At 59.7% G+C, this 19,605-nt stretch carries 13 protein-coding genes; 7 read left to right on the forward strand and 6 right to left on the reverse strand.

Annotation, left to right across the window (positions count from 1 at the left end; translation table 11 throughout):
* Positions 1-5: 5 nt before the first annotated feature.
* The 4 genes from boxA to L63ED372_RS11155 all read right to left on the reverse strand — a co-directional run bounded on the left by boxA (position 6) and on the right by L63ED372_RS11155 (position 6,045).
* Complete coding sequence (gene boxA, locus L63ED372_RS11140; protein ID WP_062407981.1) at positions 6-1,319, reverse strand: benzoyl-CoA 2,3-epoxidase subunit BoxA; 1,314 nt, start codon at positions 1,317-1,319, stop codon at positions 6-8.
* Positions 1,320-1,776: 457 nt separating this feature from the next.
* Positions 1,777-3,204, reverse strand: a complete 1,428-nt coding sequence (gene boxB / locus L63ED372_RS11145; protein ID WP_062406021.1) for a benzoyl-CoA 2,3-epoxidase subunit BoxB — start codon at positions 3,202-3,204, stop codon at positions 1,777-1,779.
* A gap of 100 nt (positions 3,205-3,304) precedes the next feature.
* Positions 3,305-4,963 carry a 2,3-epoxybenzoyl-CoA dihydrolase gene (gene boxC / locus L63ED372_RS11150; RefSeq protein ID WP_062406022.1) on the reverse strand — a complete coding sequence of 553 codons (1,659 nt, stop codon included), beginning with the start codon at positions 4,961-4,963 and terminating at the stop codon, positions 3,305-3,307.
* A 158-nt stretch (positions 4,964-5,121) separates the two neighbouring features.
* On the reverse strand, positions 5,122-6,045 hold the full coding sequence (locus L63ED372_RS11155) for a helix-turn-helix transcriptional regulator (RefSeq protein ID WP_062406023.1): 924 nt from the start codon (positions 6,043-6,045) through the stop codon (positions 5,122-5,124).
* 208 nt (positions 6,046-6,253) lie between these two features.
* Here L63ED372_RS11155 and L63ED372_RS11160 point away from each other — a divergent pair, with 208 nt between their 5' ends.
* Together L63ED372_RS11160 and L63ED372_RS11165 are read left to right on the forward strand one after the other, a co-directional pair.
* Positions 6,254-7,825: a 3,4-dehydroadipyl-CoA semialdehyde dehydrogenase gene (locus L63ED372_RS11160; protein WP_062406024.1), complete on the forward strand. Its 1,572-nt coding sequence runs from the start codon at positions 6,254-6,256 to the stop codon at positions 7,823-7,825.
* A 58-nt stretch (positions 7,826-7,883) separates the two neighbouring features.
* Positions 7,884-9,449: a benzoate-CoA ligase family protein gene (locus tag L63ED372_RS11165; RefSeq protein WP_062406025.1), complete on the forward strand. Its 1,566-nt coding sequence runs from the start codon at positions 7,884-7,886 to the stop codon at positions 9,447-9,449.
* A 71-nt stretch (positions 9,450-9,520) separates the two neighbouring features.
* Here the strand turns inward: L63ED372_RS11165 and L63ED372_RS11170 are convergent, their stop codons facing one another.
* Both L63ED372_RS11170 and apbC read right to left on the reverse strand, forming a co-directional pair.
* Positions 9,521-11,851 carry a response regulator gene (locus L63ED372_RS11170; protein WP_062406026.1) on the reverse strand — a complete coding sequence of 777 codons (2,331 nt, stop codon included), beginning with the start codon at positions 11,849-11,851 and terminating at the stop codon, positions 9,521-9,523.
* A 218-nt stretch (positions 11,852-12,069) separates the two neighbouring features.
* The gene (gene apbC / locus L63ED372_RS11175) at positions 12,070-13,158 is read right to left on the reverse strand and encodes an iron-sulfur cluster carrier protein ApbC (RefSeq protein ID WP_062406027.1); all 1,089 of its coding nucleotides are present in this window, start codon (positions 13,156-13,158) and stop codon (positions 12,070-12,072) included.
* 93 nt (positions 13,159-13,251) lie between these two features.
* Here apbC and L63ED372_RS11180 point away from each other — a divergent pair, with 93 nt between their 5' ends.
* The 5 genes from L63ED372_RS11180 to L63ED372_RS11200 all read left to right on the forward strand — a co-directional run bounded on the left by L63ED372_RS11180 (position 13,252) and on the right by L63ED372_RS11200 (position 19,597).
* Positions 13,252-14,430 (forward strand): patatin-like phospholipase family protein, encoded by a 1,179-nt coding sequence (locus L63ED372_RS11180; protein WP_231624615.1) that lies wholly within the window; start codon positions 13,252-13,254, stop codon positions 14,428-14,430.
* Between the two features lie 89 nt (positions 14,431-14,519).
* On the forward strand, positions 14,520-16,601 hold the full coding sequence (gene metG, locus L63ED372_RS11185) for a methionine--tRNA ligase (RefSeq protein WP_062406029.1): 2,082 nt from the start codon (positions 14,520-14,522) through the stop codon (positions 16,599-16,601).
* Between the two features lie 122 nt (positions 16,602-16,723).
* Complete coding sequence (locus L63ED372_RS11190) at positions 16,724-18,403, forward strand: SulP family inorganic anion transporter (protein ID WP_231624486.1); 1,680 nt, start codon at positions 16,724-16,726, stop codon at positions 18,401-18,403.
* 79 nt (positions 18,404-18,482) lie between these two features.
* A complete protein-coding gene (locus L63ED372_RS11195; protein ID WP_062407985.1) occupies positions 18,483-18,686 on the forward strand; it encodes a DUF3460 family protein in 204 nt (67 codons plus the stop codon).
* A 113-nt stretch (positions 18,687-18,799) separates the two neighbouring features.
* The gene (locus L63ED372_RS11200) at positions 18,800-19,597 is read left to right on the forward strand and encodes a segregation and condensation protein A (protein ID WP_062407987.1); all 798 of its coding nucleotides are present in this window, start codon (positions 18,800-18,802) and stop codon (positions 19,595-19,597) included.
* Positions 19,598-19,605 lie beyond the last annotated feature (8 nt).

A 19,605-nucleotide genomic window follows, 5' to 3' on the forward strand; every position in this document is an offset into this window, starting at 1 on the left:
GTTGTTCAGTAGGTTTCGAGGTGCAGACGGCCTTCTTTTTTAAGCGCAGCGCCCACGGCATCCCAATCGAGCCCGGCGTTCTGTGCGATGTCCCGCAGTGCCATCACCACCCCTTCTTCCATGCTCTTCAATCCACACACATAAAAACAGGTATTCGGATCTTTGAGCTGGACTGCGATGTCGGCCGCGCGATCACGCATGGCGTCTTGCACATAGCGCTTGGGCTTGCCCACTTCTCGCGAGAACGCGAACTCGGTGTCGATGAAGTCTTTGGGCAGGTTGTTGAGTGGCCCGAAGTAAGGCAGCTCAGCGGGCGTGCGGGCCCCAAAGAACAGCATCAACTTGCCACCTTCAAACTTGCCACTGGCCCGCAGGCGGCGGCGCCATTCGGTCATGGCCCGCATGGGTGCAGAACCGGTGCCTGTGCAGATCATGACGATGTTGCTCTTGGGGTGGTTGGGCATGAGGAAGCTCGCGCCAAACGGCCCGATCACCTGCACTTTTTCACCCACATTCAGGTCGCACATAAAGTTGGAGGCCACGCCGCGCACCGGTTTGCCGTCGTGGTCTTCGAGCACGCGCTTGATGGTCAGCGACAGGTTGTTGTGGCCGGGACGTTCGCCGTTGCGGGGACTGGCAATTGAGTATTGGCGCGCATGGTGCGGCTTACCGTTGGCGTCCACACCCGGCGGGATGATGCCGATCGACTGGCCTTCGAGCACCGGGAAAGGCAAGTGGCCAAAGTCGAGCACGATGTGGTGGGTGTCGTAGTCTTGTTGGCCTGCTTGTTGGCCCACTTCGGTCACACGCAGGTTACCGGTCACGGTGGCGGTGATGGTTTTGTCTTGTGCCTTGGGTCCATACAGGTTGGTGTAGGCATGGGCCGCAGACCAAGGGGGGATCGTCGCGCCATACTGCGCCGAGTTGAAGCCCGACGCTGCAGCGGTGCTGACAGCAGATGACGATGAAGCAGCGGCTTGTACGGCGGCCAAGGCTTGTTCTTGCGCGTCACCAGCATCACCACCGCCAGCGGCAGCCAACTCTTCGGCACTCAGCTCTGCTGGCAGGTCGTACCACTTGAGTTGCTCCTCGATGCTGTAGGCCTTGGCCTTGGGCACCATGCGCCAGTTGTCAATCGAGCCTGTTGGACATGGCGAGATGCAGTCCATGCAACCGTTGCAGACGTCGGCTTTGACCACGTAGTTGAGCGAGTCGTGGGTGATGGCACCCACCGGACAGATCGCTTCGCAGGTGTTGCAGCGGATGCAGATTTCCGGGTCGATCAGGTGTTGTTTGATCAGCGTCGCTTCGGTGCTCATGTCTTGGCTCTCTTGTATTTGGCGTTTTATGTCTGTGGTCTGCGAGGTCCGCAACGGAATGGCTTGGGGCCGGGCGCCTCATACTGGGGTACCAGAAATCGGCGCCCGGCCCACAGCCATACCGTCGCTCAGTGCCTGCTTGAATGCGCTGAGTCTACTGGGACCTCGTCTGAACACCTCACCCATGTCATTGAAAGGGCAAGGGGCGGGTGACGATTTTCGGTACCCCGTTATGAGGAACCCGCCCCTTGCCCTTTCAATGACCGCCTCCACTCAAGGCAGAACATAGAAACGCCAGCCACACAGCCACCAACAGACGCTCAACAAATTCCATGCAGTTGACAGGGGAAGGGGCGGGTGAGGATTTCTGGTACCCCAGCATGAGGAACCCGCCACTTCCTCTGTCAACTGCTGCCCCCACAACGAAGCAGAGGCAGCAGTCCAATCAGAGACTCAATCAGTTAAAGCGAACGTAATCAAAGTCCACGGGCTGACGGTTGATGCCCATGACGGGTGGCGCGATCCAATTGGCGAACTTGCCTGGCTCCACGACACGGCCCATCAGGCTGGCCACATAAGCGCGGTCTTCGTTGGTGGGCAGCCACTCGCCCACTTGCGACATCCACTGCTCGTCGGTCACCACTTGACCATCGGGTGTGATCTTGGCACCGGACAAAGAACCGATGTTGCGGTGGAACGCCTTGTGGGGTGCCTTCAATGTGAAGGGAATGCCCGCCTTGGCGATCACACGGTTCCAACGGTCGATGCCGCCTTTGGAGTCGGTGATGTAGTCGTCGCGCAGCACTTCGTTCAAAGCGTTGAGCATTGGCACTTCTTTTTCGACCAGCTTGCCGTTCTCGACGGACAGGATCTTGTAGCTGTTGCCTTTGAGCACATGGTCATCACCGCGCTTGCCTTCTTCGTAACGGCCTTTCAGGCCCGAACTGTAGAAGGTGGCGGCGTTGGACGACTGGTCGGCACCGAACAAATCGATGGTCACCGAGAAGTGGAAGTTGATGTAGCGCTGGATGGTGGGCAAATCGATCACGCCAGCTGCACGCAGCTTGCCCACGTCGTCGGTTTTGAGCTGGTTCATCACATCGACAGTGCGCTGGATGGTGCGGCTCACGCCGGACTCGCCCACAAACATGTGGTGCGCTTCTTCGGTCAGCATGAACTTGGTGGTGCGGGCCAGCGGGTCGAAGGCCGACTCGGCCAAAGCGCACAGCTGGAACTTGCCATCACGGTCGGTGAAGTAGGTGAACATGAAGAAGGACAACCAGTCAGGCGTCTTCTCGTTGAAGGCCTGCAAGATGCGGGGGTTGTCTTCGTTGCCGCTGTTGCGCTGCAACAAGGCGTCGGCTTCTTCACGGCCATCTTTGCCAAAGTATTTGTGCAAGAGGTAAACCATGGCCCACAGGTGGCGGCCTTCTTCGACGTTGATCTGGAACAGGTTGCGCAGGTCGTACATGCTGGGGGCCGTCAGACCGAGGTGGCGTTGCTGCTCCACCGATGCGGGCTCGGTGTCGCCTTGGGTCACGATGATGCGGCGCAGGTTGGCGCGGTGTTCGCCAGGCACGTCTTGCCAAGCTTTTTCACCGATGTGGTCACCGAAATGGATCTTGCGGTCTTGCTCGCCGGGGTTCAGGAACACGCCCCAACGGTAGTCGCGCATCTTGACGTGGCCGAACTGGGCCCAGCCTTGTGGGTCCACGCTCACGGCGGTGCGCAGGTACACGTCCATGTCGGTGGAACCTTCCGGACCCATGTCGTCCCACCAGTTGATGAAGTTGGGCTGCCACTGCTCCAAGGCACGTTGCAGCGTGCGGTCTTCGCTCAGGTTGACGTTGTTGGGGATCTTTTCGCTGTAGTTGATACCGGACATGAGTGTCTCCAGAAATGAAAAAGCAACGGTGGGGGCAATTTTCGGTTGCAGTGTGGACCACCGGGAACCACGCTGCACAACGATCTGAAATGGAAAGGACTTAAACGCGGTTCATGTCGAACTGAACTTTTTCGCCCTTGCCGTACACCTTCAAAGCACCTTTTTCGCCGACGGCGTTGGGGCGCTGGAAGATCCAGTTTTGCCAGGCGGTCAGGCGACCAAAAATGCGGGTCAGCATGTTCTCTTGTTGAGCGAAACGCAGGTTGGCTTCCAGGCCGGTCAGCGCGTCGGGTGACATAGAAGAGCGCTCTTCCAAGGCCAGACGGATTTCATCCGCCCAGTCGATGTCGTCAGGGGCAGCGGTGACCAAGCCCAAAGCCAAAGCGGCGTCAGCGTCGAGCGCCTTGCCAATGGCGCCGCGAGCGGCTTCCATGGCGGGAACTTCTTCATAAAAGCGGCGCTGCAGGCGGGTCTGGTCGTTGACCATGGGGAAGAAACCGAAGTTCATTTCGTTCAATTGGATCTTGGGTGCTTTGGCTTCGTCGTCCGGCAGCGCCAGCATATAGGCGCGGTCGGCACAGAAAGCCAATTCGGCGAGTGTGCCGACAAAACAAGTCCCTTCTTCGACCAAGGCAAACAGGCTGCGCGAGGTCACGTCCATGCGGGCCAGGGTGCGGCGCAGGTGGCCGATGGTCTCACGCACAAACCAGTGGTCTTTGTTCGCCAGCATGGTGGCGTCGGAGGCCAACACGGCTGCCACATCGCCAGAAGTTTTGATGACCCAGGTGCCGATGTCGAGTTCGTTGGTGCGCATGTGCAAGATGGCGTCGTCCAGTTCACGCACCATTTGCAGGGGCCACCAGTTCATGCCAGCGGCTTCAATGCCCGCGATGTCGGTGGGCTGGGCCGTGGCCGGGGCCTTGACGGTGAAAGTGGCGATGCGCTTGGCGCGGTCGATGTCCACGGTGACGTTGGTGTAAGTGAGCGCATCGGCCGCGATGGTGCGATTGATGGGTGTGAGGGCCACACCCTTGGCGCCCACGGGGCGGATGCTGCCAGCGGCGAGCTTGGTGGCACGCGCCTTGACCACATCCTTGAAGACGGCAGGCTTGGCGATGGCATCGACCAGACGCCAGTCCACGGCTTTTTGGCCGCGCACACCTTCCACGCTGGTGCAGAAAATGTCGGCCAGGTCGTGGCGCACATGGCGCTTGTCGGTCACACGGGTCAGGCCACCGGTGCCGGGCAAGACGCCGAGCAGCGGCACTTCGGGCAGTGACACGGCGCTGGAGCGGTCATCGACCAAGACGATGTCATCACAAGCCAAAGCCAGCTCGTAGCCGCCGCCCGCACAAGCGCCATTCAGCGCAGCCACAAATTTCAGACCATCGTGCTTGCTGGAGTCTTCGATGCCATTGCGGGTTTCGTTGGTGAATTTACAAAAGTTGACTTTCCAGCCATGGGTCGACACACCCAGCATGAAGATGTTGGCACCTGAGCAGAACACGCGGTCCTTCAAGCTGGTCACCACCACGGTGCGCACTTCGGGGTGTTCAAAGCGGATGCGTTGCAATGCGTCGTGCAATTCGATGTCCACACCCAGGTCGTAGCTGTTGAGCTTGAGCTTGTAGCCAGGGCGGATGCCGGCGTCTTCGTTGATGTTGATCGACAGGGTTGCGATCTCGCCATCAAAAGACAGTTGGATGTGCTTGTATTCAGCGGGGCTGGTCTGGTAATTGACCTGGAAATTGGCGCTCATGGTGGTCTCCGTCGGTGATGTCAGGGTTGAATTCTGTCCAAAGATGCATTTCAGTGCATGTTGCAGTGAAGTTTAATGCAGGCCAATCGGCACCACAACATGCACTTTAATTCATTTTGTAGGTATTTACCCTAGTAGGTGAAGTTTCCTGCTTTCGCTCAAGTCGCCAAGCTCAAATGCTGGCGAACCGAAGACCGCAAGGCCTCGAACGCCTGGTCTTCGGTGCGCCCACTGGTGTTGATGGCCAGGTCGGCCTTGGAATAAAAGGCCGATCGGCCTTCCAGGATGCGCTTGAGGTCTTCCATGGCCTCGCGGCTGGCGGCCATGGGCCGCATGTCGCCCTGCGCGGCCACACGGCCCATGTGGTCGGCGGCGTCGGCCTGCAGCCACACGGTCGTGCAGTGCGAAAGCAAAACATTGAAATTGGCCGAATCCGAGACCAAACCACCGGGCGTTGCAATCACCACTTCGGGGTAGATTTGAATGGCTTCCTCGAGAGCACGGCGCTCGTAGCGGCGGTAGGCATTGGCGCCATACAGGTTGTGGATCTCGCTGATTTGGCAGCCCGCAAACTGCTCGATTTCGCGACTCAACTCAATGAAGGGAAAGCCCAGATCGTTGGCCAGGCGCTGTCCCAAGGCCGTCTTGCCTGCGCCCCGCAAGCCAATCAGCGCGATGCGGTTCTTGCGCTCTTGCGCATTGCCACCCTCGCCAAACATGTCGCTCAGCTGCACACGGGCACGGCGCAGATCGGCTTCGCTGCGCTTGGAGAGCAACTCACGGATCAGCAGCCACTCGGGCGAGGTGGCGGTCACATCACCCAGCAACTCAGCTAATGAGCACTGCAATGCCTGCGCCACCTGCAACAACACCAGCACCGAGACGTTGCCCGTGCCGTATTCGAGGTTGGCCAAATGCCGCTCGGACACGTCGGCCGCCAGCGCCACAGCGCGTCGCGTCATGCCCTTGCGAGAGCGCAGCGTGCGCACGCGCTCACCCAGTGACTCCAAAAATGGGCTGCGCTTGCTGTCAGCATCTGACGCGTTTTTCTCCACCTGCATTGATTCTTCTGGTGCCGCCATGCTCAACTTTCATCCAAAAACTAGGGAAAACCCTTTATTTTCAACAAGCCCAAAACATGCACTTTATTGCATACTCACCAACACGCAAAATAATGCATCAACCCGTGTTTATACCGCCAACGGCCCCCGCAGAACAGTTTTTTGTTGCATGCCACGGTGTGACAGCACCCACTCTGTGCCTCATGGCGCACCCAGAAAGAACTTTCACATGACCACCGCTTTGCTCCCCAACTTCTTCGCAGGCCGCTGGCAAACCGGCACCGGTGCAGGCACACCCTTGTTCGACCCGGTGCTCGGCACCGAGTTGGCCCGCGTGTCCAGCAGCGGCATCGACCTGGCCGAAGGCTTTGCCTTTGCCCGCGAGCAAGGCGGCGCGGCCCTTCGCACCCTGAGCTACGGCCAGCGCGCTGCATTGCTCAGCCAAATCACCGAGGTCCTGCAAGCCAACCGCGTCGCCTATTACGAAATCGCCACCGCCAACAGCGGCACCGTGGCCAAAGACTCGGGCGTGGACATTGACGGTGCGATCTTCACCCTGGGCTATTACGCCAAGCAGGGCGCGGCCCTGGGCGATGCCACGCTGCTGCTCGATGGCCAACGTATCCGCATGGCCAAAGACCCGGCCTTCCAGACTCAGCACATTCAGGTGCCCACACGCGGCGTGGCGCTGTTCATCAATGCCTTCAACTTCCCCAGCTGGGGCTTGTGGGAAAAAGCCGCACCCGCCCTGCTCTCGGGCGTGCCCGTCATCATCAAGCCCGCCACGGCCACGGCCTGGCTGACCCAGCGCATGGTCAAAGACGTGGTGGATGCGGGTGTGCTGCCCGTGGGCGCGCTGTCGGTCATCTGCGGCTCGTCCGCAGGCCTCATGGACCAGTTGCAGGCCTTTGACGTGGTCAGCTTCACCGGCTCGGCCGAGACCGGCCAAATCATCCGCAGCCACCGCGCTGTGACCGAGTTGTCGGTGCGCTGCAACATCGAAGCCGACAGCCTGAATTCCGCCTTGCTGTCGCCTGCCGCGACCACCGACAGCGAAGCCTTCAAACTGTTGGTGGCCGAAGTCGCCCGCGAGATGACCGTCAAATCGGGCCAAAAGTGCACTGCGATCCGCCGCATCTTTGTGCCCCGCGCCTTGTACCAAGCCGCCGCAGAGGCCATTGGCGCGCGCTTGGCCAAAACCACCGTGGGTAACCCGAGAAGCGAATCCGTGCGCATGGGTGCATTGGTCAGCCAAGAACAAAAAGCCAGTGTGCTGGCGGGCCTGGCGCAGCTCAAAACCGAAGCCACCGTGTTGTTCGATGGCAGCGCAGCGGGTCTGGTCGATGCCGACGCGTCCAGTGCCTGCGTGGCGCCTGTGTTGCTGGGCACCGAGTCACCCATGACAGCCCAGGTGCTGCACGGGGTCGAGGTGTTCGGCCCCGTGTCCACCCTGATGCCTTACGACAGCATCGGCGAGGCTTACACCATGATCCGCCGGGGCGAAGGCTCGCTGGTGTGCTCGGTCTACAGCGAAGACCCGGCTTTCACAGCGCAAGCCTCGGTCGAGCTGGCCAGCAGCCACGGCCGGGTGCATGCGATTTCGCCCGACGTGGCGGCCCTGCACAGCGGCCACGGCAACGTGATGCCCATGAGCCTGCACGGCGGCCCCGGCCGCGCGGGCGGCGGCGAAGAGCTGGGGGGCCTCAGGGCACTCAACTTCTACCACCGCCGCACTGCTGTGCAAGGCAGCTCGCTGGCCCTGGATCAGCTGGCGGCGCCAGGCGCCACTTTGTCCTTGTAAACCCCCTTCACAAGTCCCTTACATTCCAACAACATCAGAGACCTCCGAGGAGACAAAGATGACCCACCACGTGAATGCCCCCAGCACTGAATTCAATTTTGCGCAGCACCTGATCGCCAGCCATGTGGGCCGTGCAGACAAGATCGCCCTGATCGACGATGCGGGCCAGCTCAGCTATGGCGAACTGACCGAGCAAATTCGCCGATTTGCCGGGGGCCTGCAGGCCATGGGACTCAAGCGCGAAGAACGCGTGCTCTTGCTGATGCACGACTGCAGCGACTGGGTGGTGGCCTTTTTGGGCTCGCTCTACGCGGGCGTGGTGCCCGTGGCGGTCAACACCCTGCTCACCGCCGACGACTACGCCTTCATGCTGCGCAACAGCCGCGCGCAGGCGGCACTCGTGTCAGCGGCCTTGCTCCCCACACTGCAAAGTGCCTTGGACTTGGGCAAAACCGAGGTGCGACAAGTGGTGGTTTCGCGCCCCACAGGCGCTTTGGCACAGGGCCAGTTCAGCATGGCCGACTTGGTGGCCCAAAACAACCCGGTGTTGCCCGCTCAAACCCTGGCCGATGAACCCGCCTTTTGGCTCTATTCCTCGGGCTCCACCGGCCAACCCAAAGGCACCGTGCACAGCCAAGGCAACCTGTACTGGACGGCCGAGCTGTACGGCAAAGGCGTGTTGAACCTGCAAGAAAGCGACATCGTGTTCTCGGCCGCCAAGCTGTTCTTTGCCTATGGCCTGGGCAACGCGCTCACCTTCCCCTTGAGTGTCGGGGCCACGGTGGTGCTGATGGCCGAGCGCCCCACCCCACAAGCCACCTTCAAACGTCTGGTCGACCACCAACCCACCGTGTTTTATGGTGCACCCACCGGTTACGGCGGCATGCTGGCCAGCCCCGAGCTGCCTGCCAAAAGCCAAGTGGCTTTGCGCCTGTGCTCGTCAGCGGGCGAGGCGCTGCCGCGCGACATCGCCGAGCGCTGGACGGCCCACTTTGGTTGCGAAATCATCGATGGCATTGGCTCCACCGAAATGCTGCACGTTTTCTTGTCCAACCGCCCGGGCGATGTGCGCTATGGCACCACCGGTAAGGCTGTACCTGGTTACGAAGTACAGCTGCGCAACGAAGACGGCAGCGTGGTGACCGGCCCCAACGAAATCGGCGACCTCTACATCCAAGGCCCCAGCAGTGCGCTCATGTACTGGAACAACCGCGAAAAAACCCGCGACACCTTCCAGGGTGTCTGGACCAAGAGCGGCGACAAATACACCCGCGACCCTGACGGCTACTACACCTACGCGGGCCGCAACGACGACATGCTCAAAGTCAGCGGCATCTACGTGTCACCTTTTGAGGTCGAGTCGACCTTGGTGCAACACCCCGCCATTTTGGAAGCCGCTGTGATCGGCAAGGAAGACACCGATGGCCTGACCAAGACCAAGGCCTTCATCGTGCTCAAAGCCGGTCAGAGCCTCACACAAGATGAAGTCAAAGCCTTCGTTAAAGAGCGCCTGGCCCCCTACAAGTACCCGCGCTTCATCGACTTTGTGGCCGAGCTGCCCAAAACCGCCACGGGGAAAATCCAGCGCTTTCGCTTGCGTGATCTGGAGAAATCAGCGCCCTGAACACTGAACGGGTGATGGCCAGCCCTCCAGCGTATGCATGTGCTGGAAGGCTTTTCCATCAGCCCACAGGGTCAGTCCGCCGCATCGCTGTTGGCTGCGTGCGGCACATTCAGCACCCGCTCCATTTCCTTTTGCAAGGCAGCTTGCGACATGGGTTTGGACACATAACCGTCTGCCCCCGCCCCCAGAAAACGCTCACGGTCGCCGGTCATGGCGTGGGCTGTGACCATCAAAACGCGGGTTCTTTGGCCTTGTTCAGCCTCACGCTCGCGCAGCAGCTTGAGGGCCGTGATGCCGTCCATGACCGGCATCATCACGTCCATCAGGACCACATCGAAACGGTCTTTTTCCAGAACATCCAAGGCCTGCAAACCATCACAAGCGGAGACGTACCGGTAACCCATGCGCTGCAACATGATCTCGGCCAATTTGCGGTTGATGTCATGGTCCTCCACCAGCAATACCGAGATCGGTTTTTGGTAAACCGGTCGCAAACTCAGGTCTGAGGCTTGACCGTCTGGCGTGCTGGGGTCATCGACCTCCAAACTGGTTTTTTCGACCGGCAAAGTCACCGTGAAGCACGCGCCCAGGTCAGGTTGCCCATTCGCGCTGATTTCACCGCCCATCAAATGGACCAACCTGCGGGTGATGGCCAAGCCCAAACCCGTGCCACCGAACGAGCGCGTGACCGAACCATCACCTTGGGTGAAGGGGCTGAAAAGGGCCGCCGTGCGGGCTGGATCAAAACCAATGCCCGTGTCGGTGATGCTGATGCGCAACACACAATGGTCATCATCTTGGCCAGCCAAAGCTTGCACGGCCACGGTGACCGCGCCCACTTCGGTGAACTTGATGGCGTTGCCAATCAGGTTCGTCAAGACCTGGCGCATGCGCACGGGGTCCATCCAGGCCCATTCGGGCACCGCCGATGAGATGTCCACCTGCAAATCGATGTCTTTGACACGGGCCAGTTGCTCCAGCGAGCGGCTGGTGTCCCGGATCAGTTGAGCCGGGCTGACCTTGAGCAACTCCAGCTCCAGCGCCTGGGCTTCGATTTTCGAAAAATCCAGGATTTGGTTGATGATGTGGAGCAGGTGGTTGGCCGAGTCCCGTGCCAGCGTCAGGTATTCCTTTTGCGCCGATCGGTCCTGGGTGTCCATAGCCAGCTCTGTCATGCCCACAATGCCGTTCATGGGGGTGCGAATTTCATGGCTCATGTTCGCCAGGAATTCACCACGCATGCGGTTGTCCTGTTCGGCTTTTTCCTTGGCCTCGATCAACATCCGTTGGGCGTTTTCGATGGCCGTGAAATCCTGCATTACCCCCACAAAATGCACCTCATCGTCCACCCGCATCTCGCTGATGGTCAAGCGCAGCGAGAACAACTGGCCATCCTTGCGTCGACCATGGAGCACACGCGGCTGGTTGATGATCTTCTTTTCACCGGTGCGTTGATAGGTCAGCATGTAATCGTCATGCCGCTGCCCATCTTTGGGGCCCATCAGCCTGTCCACTTTCTGGCCAATGAGCTCCTCGGGGGTGTAGCCAAAAATGGCTTGTGTGGCCGCATTGCACTGGACGATCAGGCCATGGGCGTCGGCCACCACAATGGCCTCGGGCACCGACTTGAAAATGCTGTGCAGCTTGCTTTCACTCAAACGCATTTGCCGCTCAATTTGCTTGCGCTCGTTGATTTCTTCGCTCAGCTGCTCGATCGCAGCACGCCGCTCGGTGGACAATTCGCGCGATGTGAGCAGAGCCTCGCGGAATCGCCGCACCGTCAACCACACCAAGAGCAGGCCCAAAAAGAGCAAAGCCAAAAGGACCACAAAGGTGCGGTTCAGGATGCCAGTGCTGGTGATCTGCCACTGCGAGACGGGCAACACCACCTCGAGTGCGCCACGCACATCACCGGTTTTCCAGTCGGTTCGAGGTGAACTGGGGTAACTGTTGTGGCAGGCCACGCAGCGCAGCGTCATGCGGTCAGCTTGGGCATAACGCAACACGCGCTCGCCGTTCAGAATCTCCTCCCGCACAAAAGGCTCGTCCGGTTTTTCTTTGAGGTGTTTCAGGGCCTGGCGTTGGAAGTCGTCGAGCTGGCGCTCTTGCACACGCCATGGGAAAGGCTTTTCGCTGTACAGCCTCACCTGGGTTCCGCCGTCGACCTTGGACAGGTAATGCCCCAAATCCAGCGTCAATGTGGCGGGCAAAGGCAGGGCATTCTTGCGATTTTTATAGTCGTGCGTGACGTGCACACCCGCCTCCATGGCGCGGGGCACGATCTCATCGGTGTAGAAATTTCGAAATTGCGTCAGGCTCACCGCATGGGCCTGCGCACTTTCGGTGGCGTATTGCCGGACCATCCGCTCGCTGGCTTGGTAGGTGTAGAGCACAACCCACATGCAAACGCCCACCAAAAGCAGTCCCAGCCACCACAAGGGCCAGCGCTGAAGCGTTTGACGGATCCATAAGATAGGTAAAAGGAAGTGTTTCACATGACGCCTTTGATACTAGGCGCATGATAACAACGAATACCTATAACCTCTATACCCGTCACAACCCCATCAACTCAGGGTTCACGGCCCACCCAGCCGATGGCTGGGGCAGGTCGTCTTGAGACTCAGGTGTCTTTGCTGACCTTGATGGTCGGGAACTTGCTGGAGAAATCTTTGGCCTTGGCCGCGATCTTGACCGCGACTTGGCGGGCCACGGCCTTGTAGATCTGAGCCACTTCGCCATCGGGGTCGTACACCACGGTGGGCTTGCCGCTGTCGGCCTGCAGGCGGATTTGCATGTCCAGGGGCAAAGCACCCAGGTAATCCATACCGTACTCAGCCGCCATTTTCTTGCCGCCGTCGGCGCCAAAAATGTGTTCGACATGGCCGCAGTTGGTGCACACATGCACCGCCATGTTTTCGACCAAGCCCAAAATCGGCACACCGACTTTTTCGAACATCTTCACGCCTTTTTTGGCGTCCAAGAGGGCGATGTCCTGCGGGGTGGTGACGATGACCGCACCCGTCATGGGCACGCGCTGACTCAATGTGAGCTGGATGTCGCCTGTGCCGGGCGGCATGTCCACGATCAAATAGTCCAGTTCTTTCCAGTTGGTCTGGCGCAGCAGCTGCTCCAGCGCCTGGGTGGCCATAGGGCCGCGCCAGATCATGGCTTCGTCCTGATTCACCAGGAAACCAATCGACATGACCTGCACGCCGTAGTTCTCCATGGGCTCCATGGTCTGGCCGTCCTCGCTCTCGGGGCGGCCTTCGATGCCCATCATCATGGGCTGGCTGGGGCCGTAAATGTCGGCGTCCAGCAGGCCCACTTTGGCGCCTTCGGCGGCCAGCGCCAGCGCCAGGTTGACGGCGGTGGTGCTTTTGCCCACGCCGCCTTTGCCTGAGGCCACAGCCACGATGTTTTTGACCTGCGGCAGAAGAGCCACGCCGCGCTGGGCGGCGTGGGCGGTGATCTTGCTGGTCACATTGGCCGACACGTTGGACACGCCAGCCACGCCCTTGGCAGCGGCGATCAAAGCCTGTCGAATGCCGGGAATTTGGCTCTTGGCAGGGTAGCCCAGTTCCACGTCAAAAGAGACATCACCGCCTTCGACTTGCAGGTTTTTCAGGGTTTTGGTGGAAACAAAATCTTTGCCCGTGTTGGGGTCGATGACGGATTGCAAGGCTTGGAGAAGTTGTTCTAAGGTGGCCATTGGAAAAATTTCAAAAAAAGATACAACAGTCTACCCAAGCACGGGTGTCCCCTGATTCCAAGAGGTCGAAATACCTCTAGCATGACAAAAATGATGAATTCAACAGGTTTGATACTTTCTGGCGGCGGTGCACGAGCCGCCTACCAAGTGGGCGTCTTATCGGCCATTGCACGCATGCGACGGGAAGCTGGTGCGTCCCCAGGGAATCTTTTCCCCGTGATCTCGGGCACCTCTGCTGGGGCCATCAATGCGGCTTTCTTGGCATGCAATGCAGACAATTTTGATGGCGCCATTGAAGAACTGGTTGAGGTTTGGCGAGATTTTCAGGTCGAGCAGGTGTATCGATCCGATGTGTTGGGCATGATTCGCTCGGGGGCTCGCTGGCTGTCTTTGCTGTCCTTGGGCTGGCTGATCACGCAAAAACGCTTTCGGCCCAAGTCCCTGCTGGACAACACCCCTTTGAGCACATTGCTGCAAGATCGCTTGGCTTTGACACGCCTGCCCGCCTTGCTGGAACAAGGGCACCTGCAGGCCTTGGCCATCACCGCTTCAAGTTACAGCACAGGGGAGCATGTGACCTTTTACGAAAGCTGTCACGCCGTGACCCCCTGGGTCAGAAACCAGCGCTTGTCGCAGCATGGCCGTCTGACACATGAGCACCTGCTGGCCAGTTCGGCCATCCCCTTCATTTTTCCAGCCATGCGTCTACAAGGGCCGCAAGGCTGTGCGTATTTCGGTGATGGCTCGATGCGACAAACCGCACCCATTTCACCCGCCATACACCTGGGGGCCAGCAAAATCTTGGTCATCGGAGCAGGGCGCATGCTGGAGCCCAAAAACCGGCTCGATGACGAGCCCTCGTACCCCTCACTGGCCCATATTGCGGGTCACGCACTGTCCAGTATTTTTCTGGATTCGCTGGCTGTCGATGTGGAAAGGATGCAGCGGATCAACCAGACCCTGCAGCTGATTCCAGAAGAAAAACGCCAGAGCACTCACCTGCGTCCCGTCGATTTGCTGCTGATCGCCCCCTCGAAGCGGCTGGATGTCATTGCCGCTAAACATGCGCAAGCGCTCCCCCAGACGGTCAAAAGCCTGCTGCGCACCTTAGGGGCAAGCACCACATCTTTCCAAGGTCAGGGCAATGCCTTGGTCAGTTACCTGCTCTTTGAATCCGCTTACACCCGCGAGCTGATCGCACTGGGTGAAGCCGATGCGCTGAACCAGCGAGAAGATATCCACCGGTTTTTCGGCTGGTCAGCCAAGACTTGAAGTTCTAAAGGTGTCATGACCATTCTGGGCCAGAGTGCCGAGCGTCTAAAATTGCCAGCTTGCTTTCTGGGCTTCTAGCCAAATCTGACATGTCCAAGCGCCAAATTTTCGTCACCACCGCCCTGCCGTATGCCAACGGCAACTTCCACATCGGCCACATCATGGAATACATCCAGGCCGACATCTGGGTGCGATTCCAGCGCATGCAGGGTCATGCGGTGAACTTCGTGGGCGCGGACGACACCCATGGCGCACCGATCATGATTGCCGCCGAAAAGGCTGGCAAGACGCCCCAGCAGTTTGTGGCGGACATCGCCGCGGGCCGCAAGCCCTATTTGGACGGCTTTCATATTCAGTTCGACAACTGGCACAGCACCGATGCACCCGAAAACCACGAGTTGGCCCGCCAGATTTACCGCGACCTGCGCGACATCAGCGCAGAACAAGGCGGCTCACTGATCGAAGTGCGTGCCGTAGAGCAGTTCTTTGACCCCCAAAAGAACATGTTCTTGCCCGACCGCTTCATCAAAGGCGAGTGCCCCAAGTGCCACGCCAAGGACCAGTACGGTGACAACTGCGAGGTCTGCGGCGCGGTCTACGCCCCCACCGACCTGATCAACCCGTTTTCTGCCCTTTCCGGCGCCAAGCCCGAGCTCAAAACCTCGGAGCACTTTTTCTTCAAGCTGTCTGACCCACGCTGTGTCGAGTTTTTGAGCAACTGGACCCAAGACGGCAAATTGCAACCCGAGGTGGCCAACAAGGTCAAAGAGTGGTTTTCGGTGCGCACCAACCCCGACGGCACGACCAGCGAAGGCCTGGGCGACTGGGACATTTCGCGTGACGCGCCATACTTCGGCATCGAAATCCCTGACGCACCGGGAAAGTACTTTTATGTGTGGCTGGACGCCCCGGTGGGCTATCTGGCTTCGCTCAAAAACCTGCTGGACAAACGGGGGGAAGACTACAACGCTTACATGGCCAACCCGAACCTGGAGCAGATCCACTTCATTGGCAAAGACATCGTCACCTTCCACACCCTGTTTTGGCCCGCCATGCTGCACTTTTCGGGCCGTAAAACACCCAACAAGGTGAACGTGCACGGCTTCTTGACGGTGAACAACGGCGAGAAGATGAGCAAGAGCCGCGGCACCGGGCTGGACCCGCTCAAGTACCTGAGCCTGGGCATGAACCCCGAATGGCTGCGTTACTACCTGGCGGCCAAATTGTCTGCACGCAACGAAGACATCGACTTCAACGCCGAAGACTTCATGGCGCGGGTCAACAGCGACCTGATCGGCAAATTTGTGAACATCGCCTCGCGCTCGGCCGGCTTCATCGCCAAACGCTTTGGCGGCCAACTCGGCGCCGTGAGCGCCGACGGCCAAGCTTTGCTCGCGACCTTGCAAGCCGCTACACCCAGCATCGCGGCCTTTTACGATGAGCGTGAATACGCCAAAGCCCTGCGCGAGATCATGCTGCTGACCGACAAGGTCAACAGCTATGTGGACCAAAACAAGCCTTGGGATCTGGCCAAACAAGAAGGCCAAGACGCCCGCTTGCACGATGTGTGCACCACCTGCATCGAAGCCTTCCGCTTGCTCACGCTCCAACTCAAGCCCGTGCTGCCGGCCTTGGCGGCGCAGGTCGAGGCCTTCTTGAACGTGGCGCCCTTCACCTTTGCCCAATCACAACAGTTGCTGGGCGCAGGCCACACCATCAACACCTACCAACACCTGATGCAGCGCGTCACCCCCGAGCAACTCGACGCTTTGTTCGAGCCGCCTGCCGTGGTCGAAGAAAAGCTGATCCCTGGTGGAGAAGAGATCGCCCCCACCATCAGCATCGACGACTTTGCCAAGGTGGACTTGCGCATTGCCCAGATCGTCAACTGCGAACCCGTCGAAGGCTCGGTCAAGCTGCTGCGCCTGACGCTGGACGTGGGTGAAGGCAAAACACGTAACGTGTTTTCAGGCATAGCCAGCATGTACAAGCCGGAAGACTTGGTGGGCAAACTCACCGTGATGGTCGCCAACCTGGCCCCGCGCAAGATGAAGTTTGGTGTGTCCGAGGGCATGGTGCTGGCCGCCAGCCATGCCGACGAAAAAGCCGAACCGGGCATTTATGTGCTGCACCCTTGGCCCGGCGCCAAACCGGGCATGCGCATCCACTGACGCGATGGACCGCTGCACATGACCTCCCCTCAGACCGAGGAACGCGTGTGCAGCACACCACCGTGGGCTGTGTGCAAGGGCTTGCCGCATCATTTGGCGACAAAAAGTAACACGAGACGCCCATGAACTGGATGCAAGCCACGCATTTTTTTCGCCCCCGTTTGCTCGACAGCCTGCACGGCTATAGCCGCGAGCGCTTCTCTCAGGACGTGGGTGCAGGCATCACCGTGGGGGTGGTGGCCCTGCCGCTCGCCATGGCCTTTGCCATCGCCTCCGGCCTCAAGCCCGAGGCGGGCCTGTTCACCGCCATCATCGCGGGCTTTCTGATCTCGGCGCTGGGCGGCAGCCGGGTCCAAATCGGCGGCCCGGCCGGGGCCTTCATCGTGATCGTTTACGGCATCGTCGAGCGCTATGGCCTGGCGAACTTGATCTTGGCCACCGCCATGTCGGGCGTGCTGCTGTTTGTGATGGGGCTGTTTCGCCTGGGTACGCTGATCCGCTTCATCCCGGTGGCGGTGGTGATTGGTTTCACCAACGGCATCGCGGTGCTGATCATGCTGTCGCAAATCAAGGATTTTCTGGGTCTGAAGGTGGCCGCCATGCCCGCCGATTTTTTTGGCATCCTGAACGCCCTGTGGCTGAGCCTGCACACCGCCAATCTGGCCGCCTTGCTGCTGGCCTTGGCGTCCCTGTCATTGGTGGTGGGTTGGTTGCGCATGAGCCGTCGCCTGACAGGCACGCGCTACCACTGGGTCAGCATGGTCCCAGGCTCCATCGTGGCGCTGGTGTTTGCCACCCTGGTCACTTGGCTGCTGAATCTGCCCGTGGAGACGATTGGCAGCAAGTTTGGCGGCATCCCCTCCTCCATGCCTGGCTTGGTCTGGCCAGAGTTCAGCTGGGACAGCGCCCGCTTTTTGCTCATGCCCACCTTGACCTTGACGCTCTTGGGAGCGATTGAATCGCTGCTGTGCGCCCGCATTGCCGACGGCATGATTGGCGACCGTCACAACCCCAACCAAGAGCTGATGGCCCAAGGCGTGGCCAACTTTGTCACGCCATTTTTTGGCGGCATGCCCGCGACCGGCACCATTGCCCGCACCGTGACCAACATCAAAAGCGGCGGCACCACCCCGATTTCGGGCATGGTGCATGCGCTGACCTTGCTGGCGGTGGTGATGGTGGCGGCACCCTTGGCAGGACAAATTCCGCTGGCGACGCTGGCCGCGCTGTTGATGTTTGTGGCCTGGAACATGGGTGAATGGCGTGAATTCATGCACCTGCGCCAGTACCGCCTGCCTTACCGCATCACCTTGCTGGCGGTGTTTTTCCTCACCGTGGTGTTTGACCTGACGGTGGCGGTCGAGGTGGGCCTGGTCGCGGCCTGCCTGACCTTCATTTACCGCATCTCCAGCCTGAGCCGCTGCGAGGGCGTGACGCGCCTTGAGCATCCAGGCCTGGCCGGTTTCGAGCACCGGGTCCAAGCCTGGCGCCTGTATGGAGCACTGTTTTTCGGGGCGGTCAAGCTGATCGAGGCCATCGAGGACAAAATCAGCACCCCCACGCTGGTGCTGGACCTGAAAAACGTGATCTACATCGACTCCTCAGGCGCGGACGCGTTGATGAACCTGATCGAGACCTGCCGCAAGAAACAGGTGCAGCTGATCGTCTGCGGCCTGAACCACCAGCCGCTGGACATGGCCCAGCGCAGCGGCCTGATGGCGCACCTGAAAGCGCACCTGCAGCCAGACCTGAGCAGCAGCCTGACCCTGGCCGTCAGCCTGAGCACAGACCCGGCCCGTTAAAATGGCCAGGTTCAGGTTTTGGAAGGCTTCTGGGGCCGCCAAAACCCTTTTGTTTTTGTCCTTGTACAGATTGCCCGCCATGTCTTTTTTTCGCCGCCCTGATTACAGCTCTGACACCTCCCAGTTCATCGACCAGCTCAAGGCCCAGCGCCCCGAGCTCGAAGCCGAGCAGCGCCAAGGCCGTGGCCTGCTGTGGGACAAGCCAATCGACCGCGACATTCAGGCCGAATTCAAACAAGGCCGAGTGGCGCAGAAACCCTACGTGTACCAGACGAAGGCCTGAGCCTCATTGAGTCCGCACCCCCTCTTGCAGAGCTTTTTTTCAGGCCCTACCGCACCGTGAGCAACGACACCGCCCCATCCCTGCAGTTGGCCGAAGACACGCTCAATGCGGCCATGCCTGCTGTGGTCGACCAGGTGGCCTTGGCGCGTTTGTATGGCGAGCCCCTGTTCGCCATGCCCAGCGACCTGTACATCCCGCCGGATGCGCTGGAGGTGTTTCTGGAGGCTTTTGAAGGCCCGCTGGACTTGCTGCTGTACCTGATCCGCAAGCAAAACTTCAACATCCTCGACATTCCCATGGCGGGCGTGACACGCCAGTACCTGAGTTATGTCGAAGAAATCCGCCAGCGCAACCTGGAGCTGGCCGCCGAATACCTGCTCATGGCGGCCATGCTCATCGAGATCAAGTCGCGCATGCTGCTGCCCCCGAAAAAAGTGGCCGAGGGCGAAGAAGCCGAAGACCCGCGGGCCGAATTGGTGCGCCGTCTGCTCGAATACGAGCAGATGAAAATGGCTTCGATGCAGCTGAATGTGATCCCGCAATACGGCCGCGATTTTTTGCAGGCCCAGGTGTTCATCGAGCAAAGTCTGCAACCGCGCTTTCCCGATGTCAGCATGGACGAGCTGCAAATGGCTTGGCGCGACATCCTCAAACGCGCCAACCTGGTGCAGCACCACAAGATCAGCCGCGAAGAGCTCAGCGTGCGCGAGCACATGAGCATCGTGCTCAAACACCTGCAAGGGCGCAAGTTTGTGGAGTTTGAACACCTGTTCGACCCCAGTCTGGGCGTGCCGGTGCTGGTGGTCACCTTCATCGCTTTGCTGGAGCTGGCCAAGGAAACCCTGATCGAGATCACCCAAGCCGAGGCCTTTGCGCCCATTTACGTGCGCCTGGCCTACACCCCCAACTGATCAATCCG

It is taken from the genome of Limnohabitans sp. 63ED37-2 (assembly GCF_001412535.1).
Taxonomy (GTDB): Bacteria; Pseudomonadota; Gammaproteobacteria; order Burkholderiales; family Burkholderiaceae_C; genus Limnohabitans_A.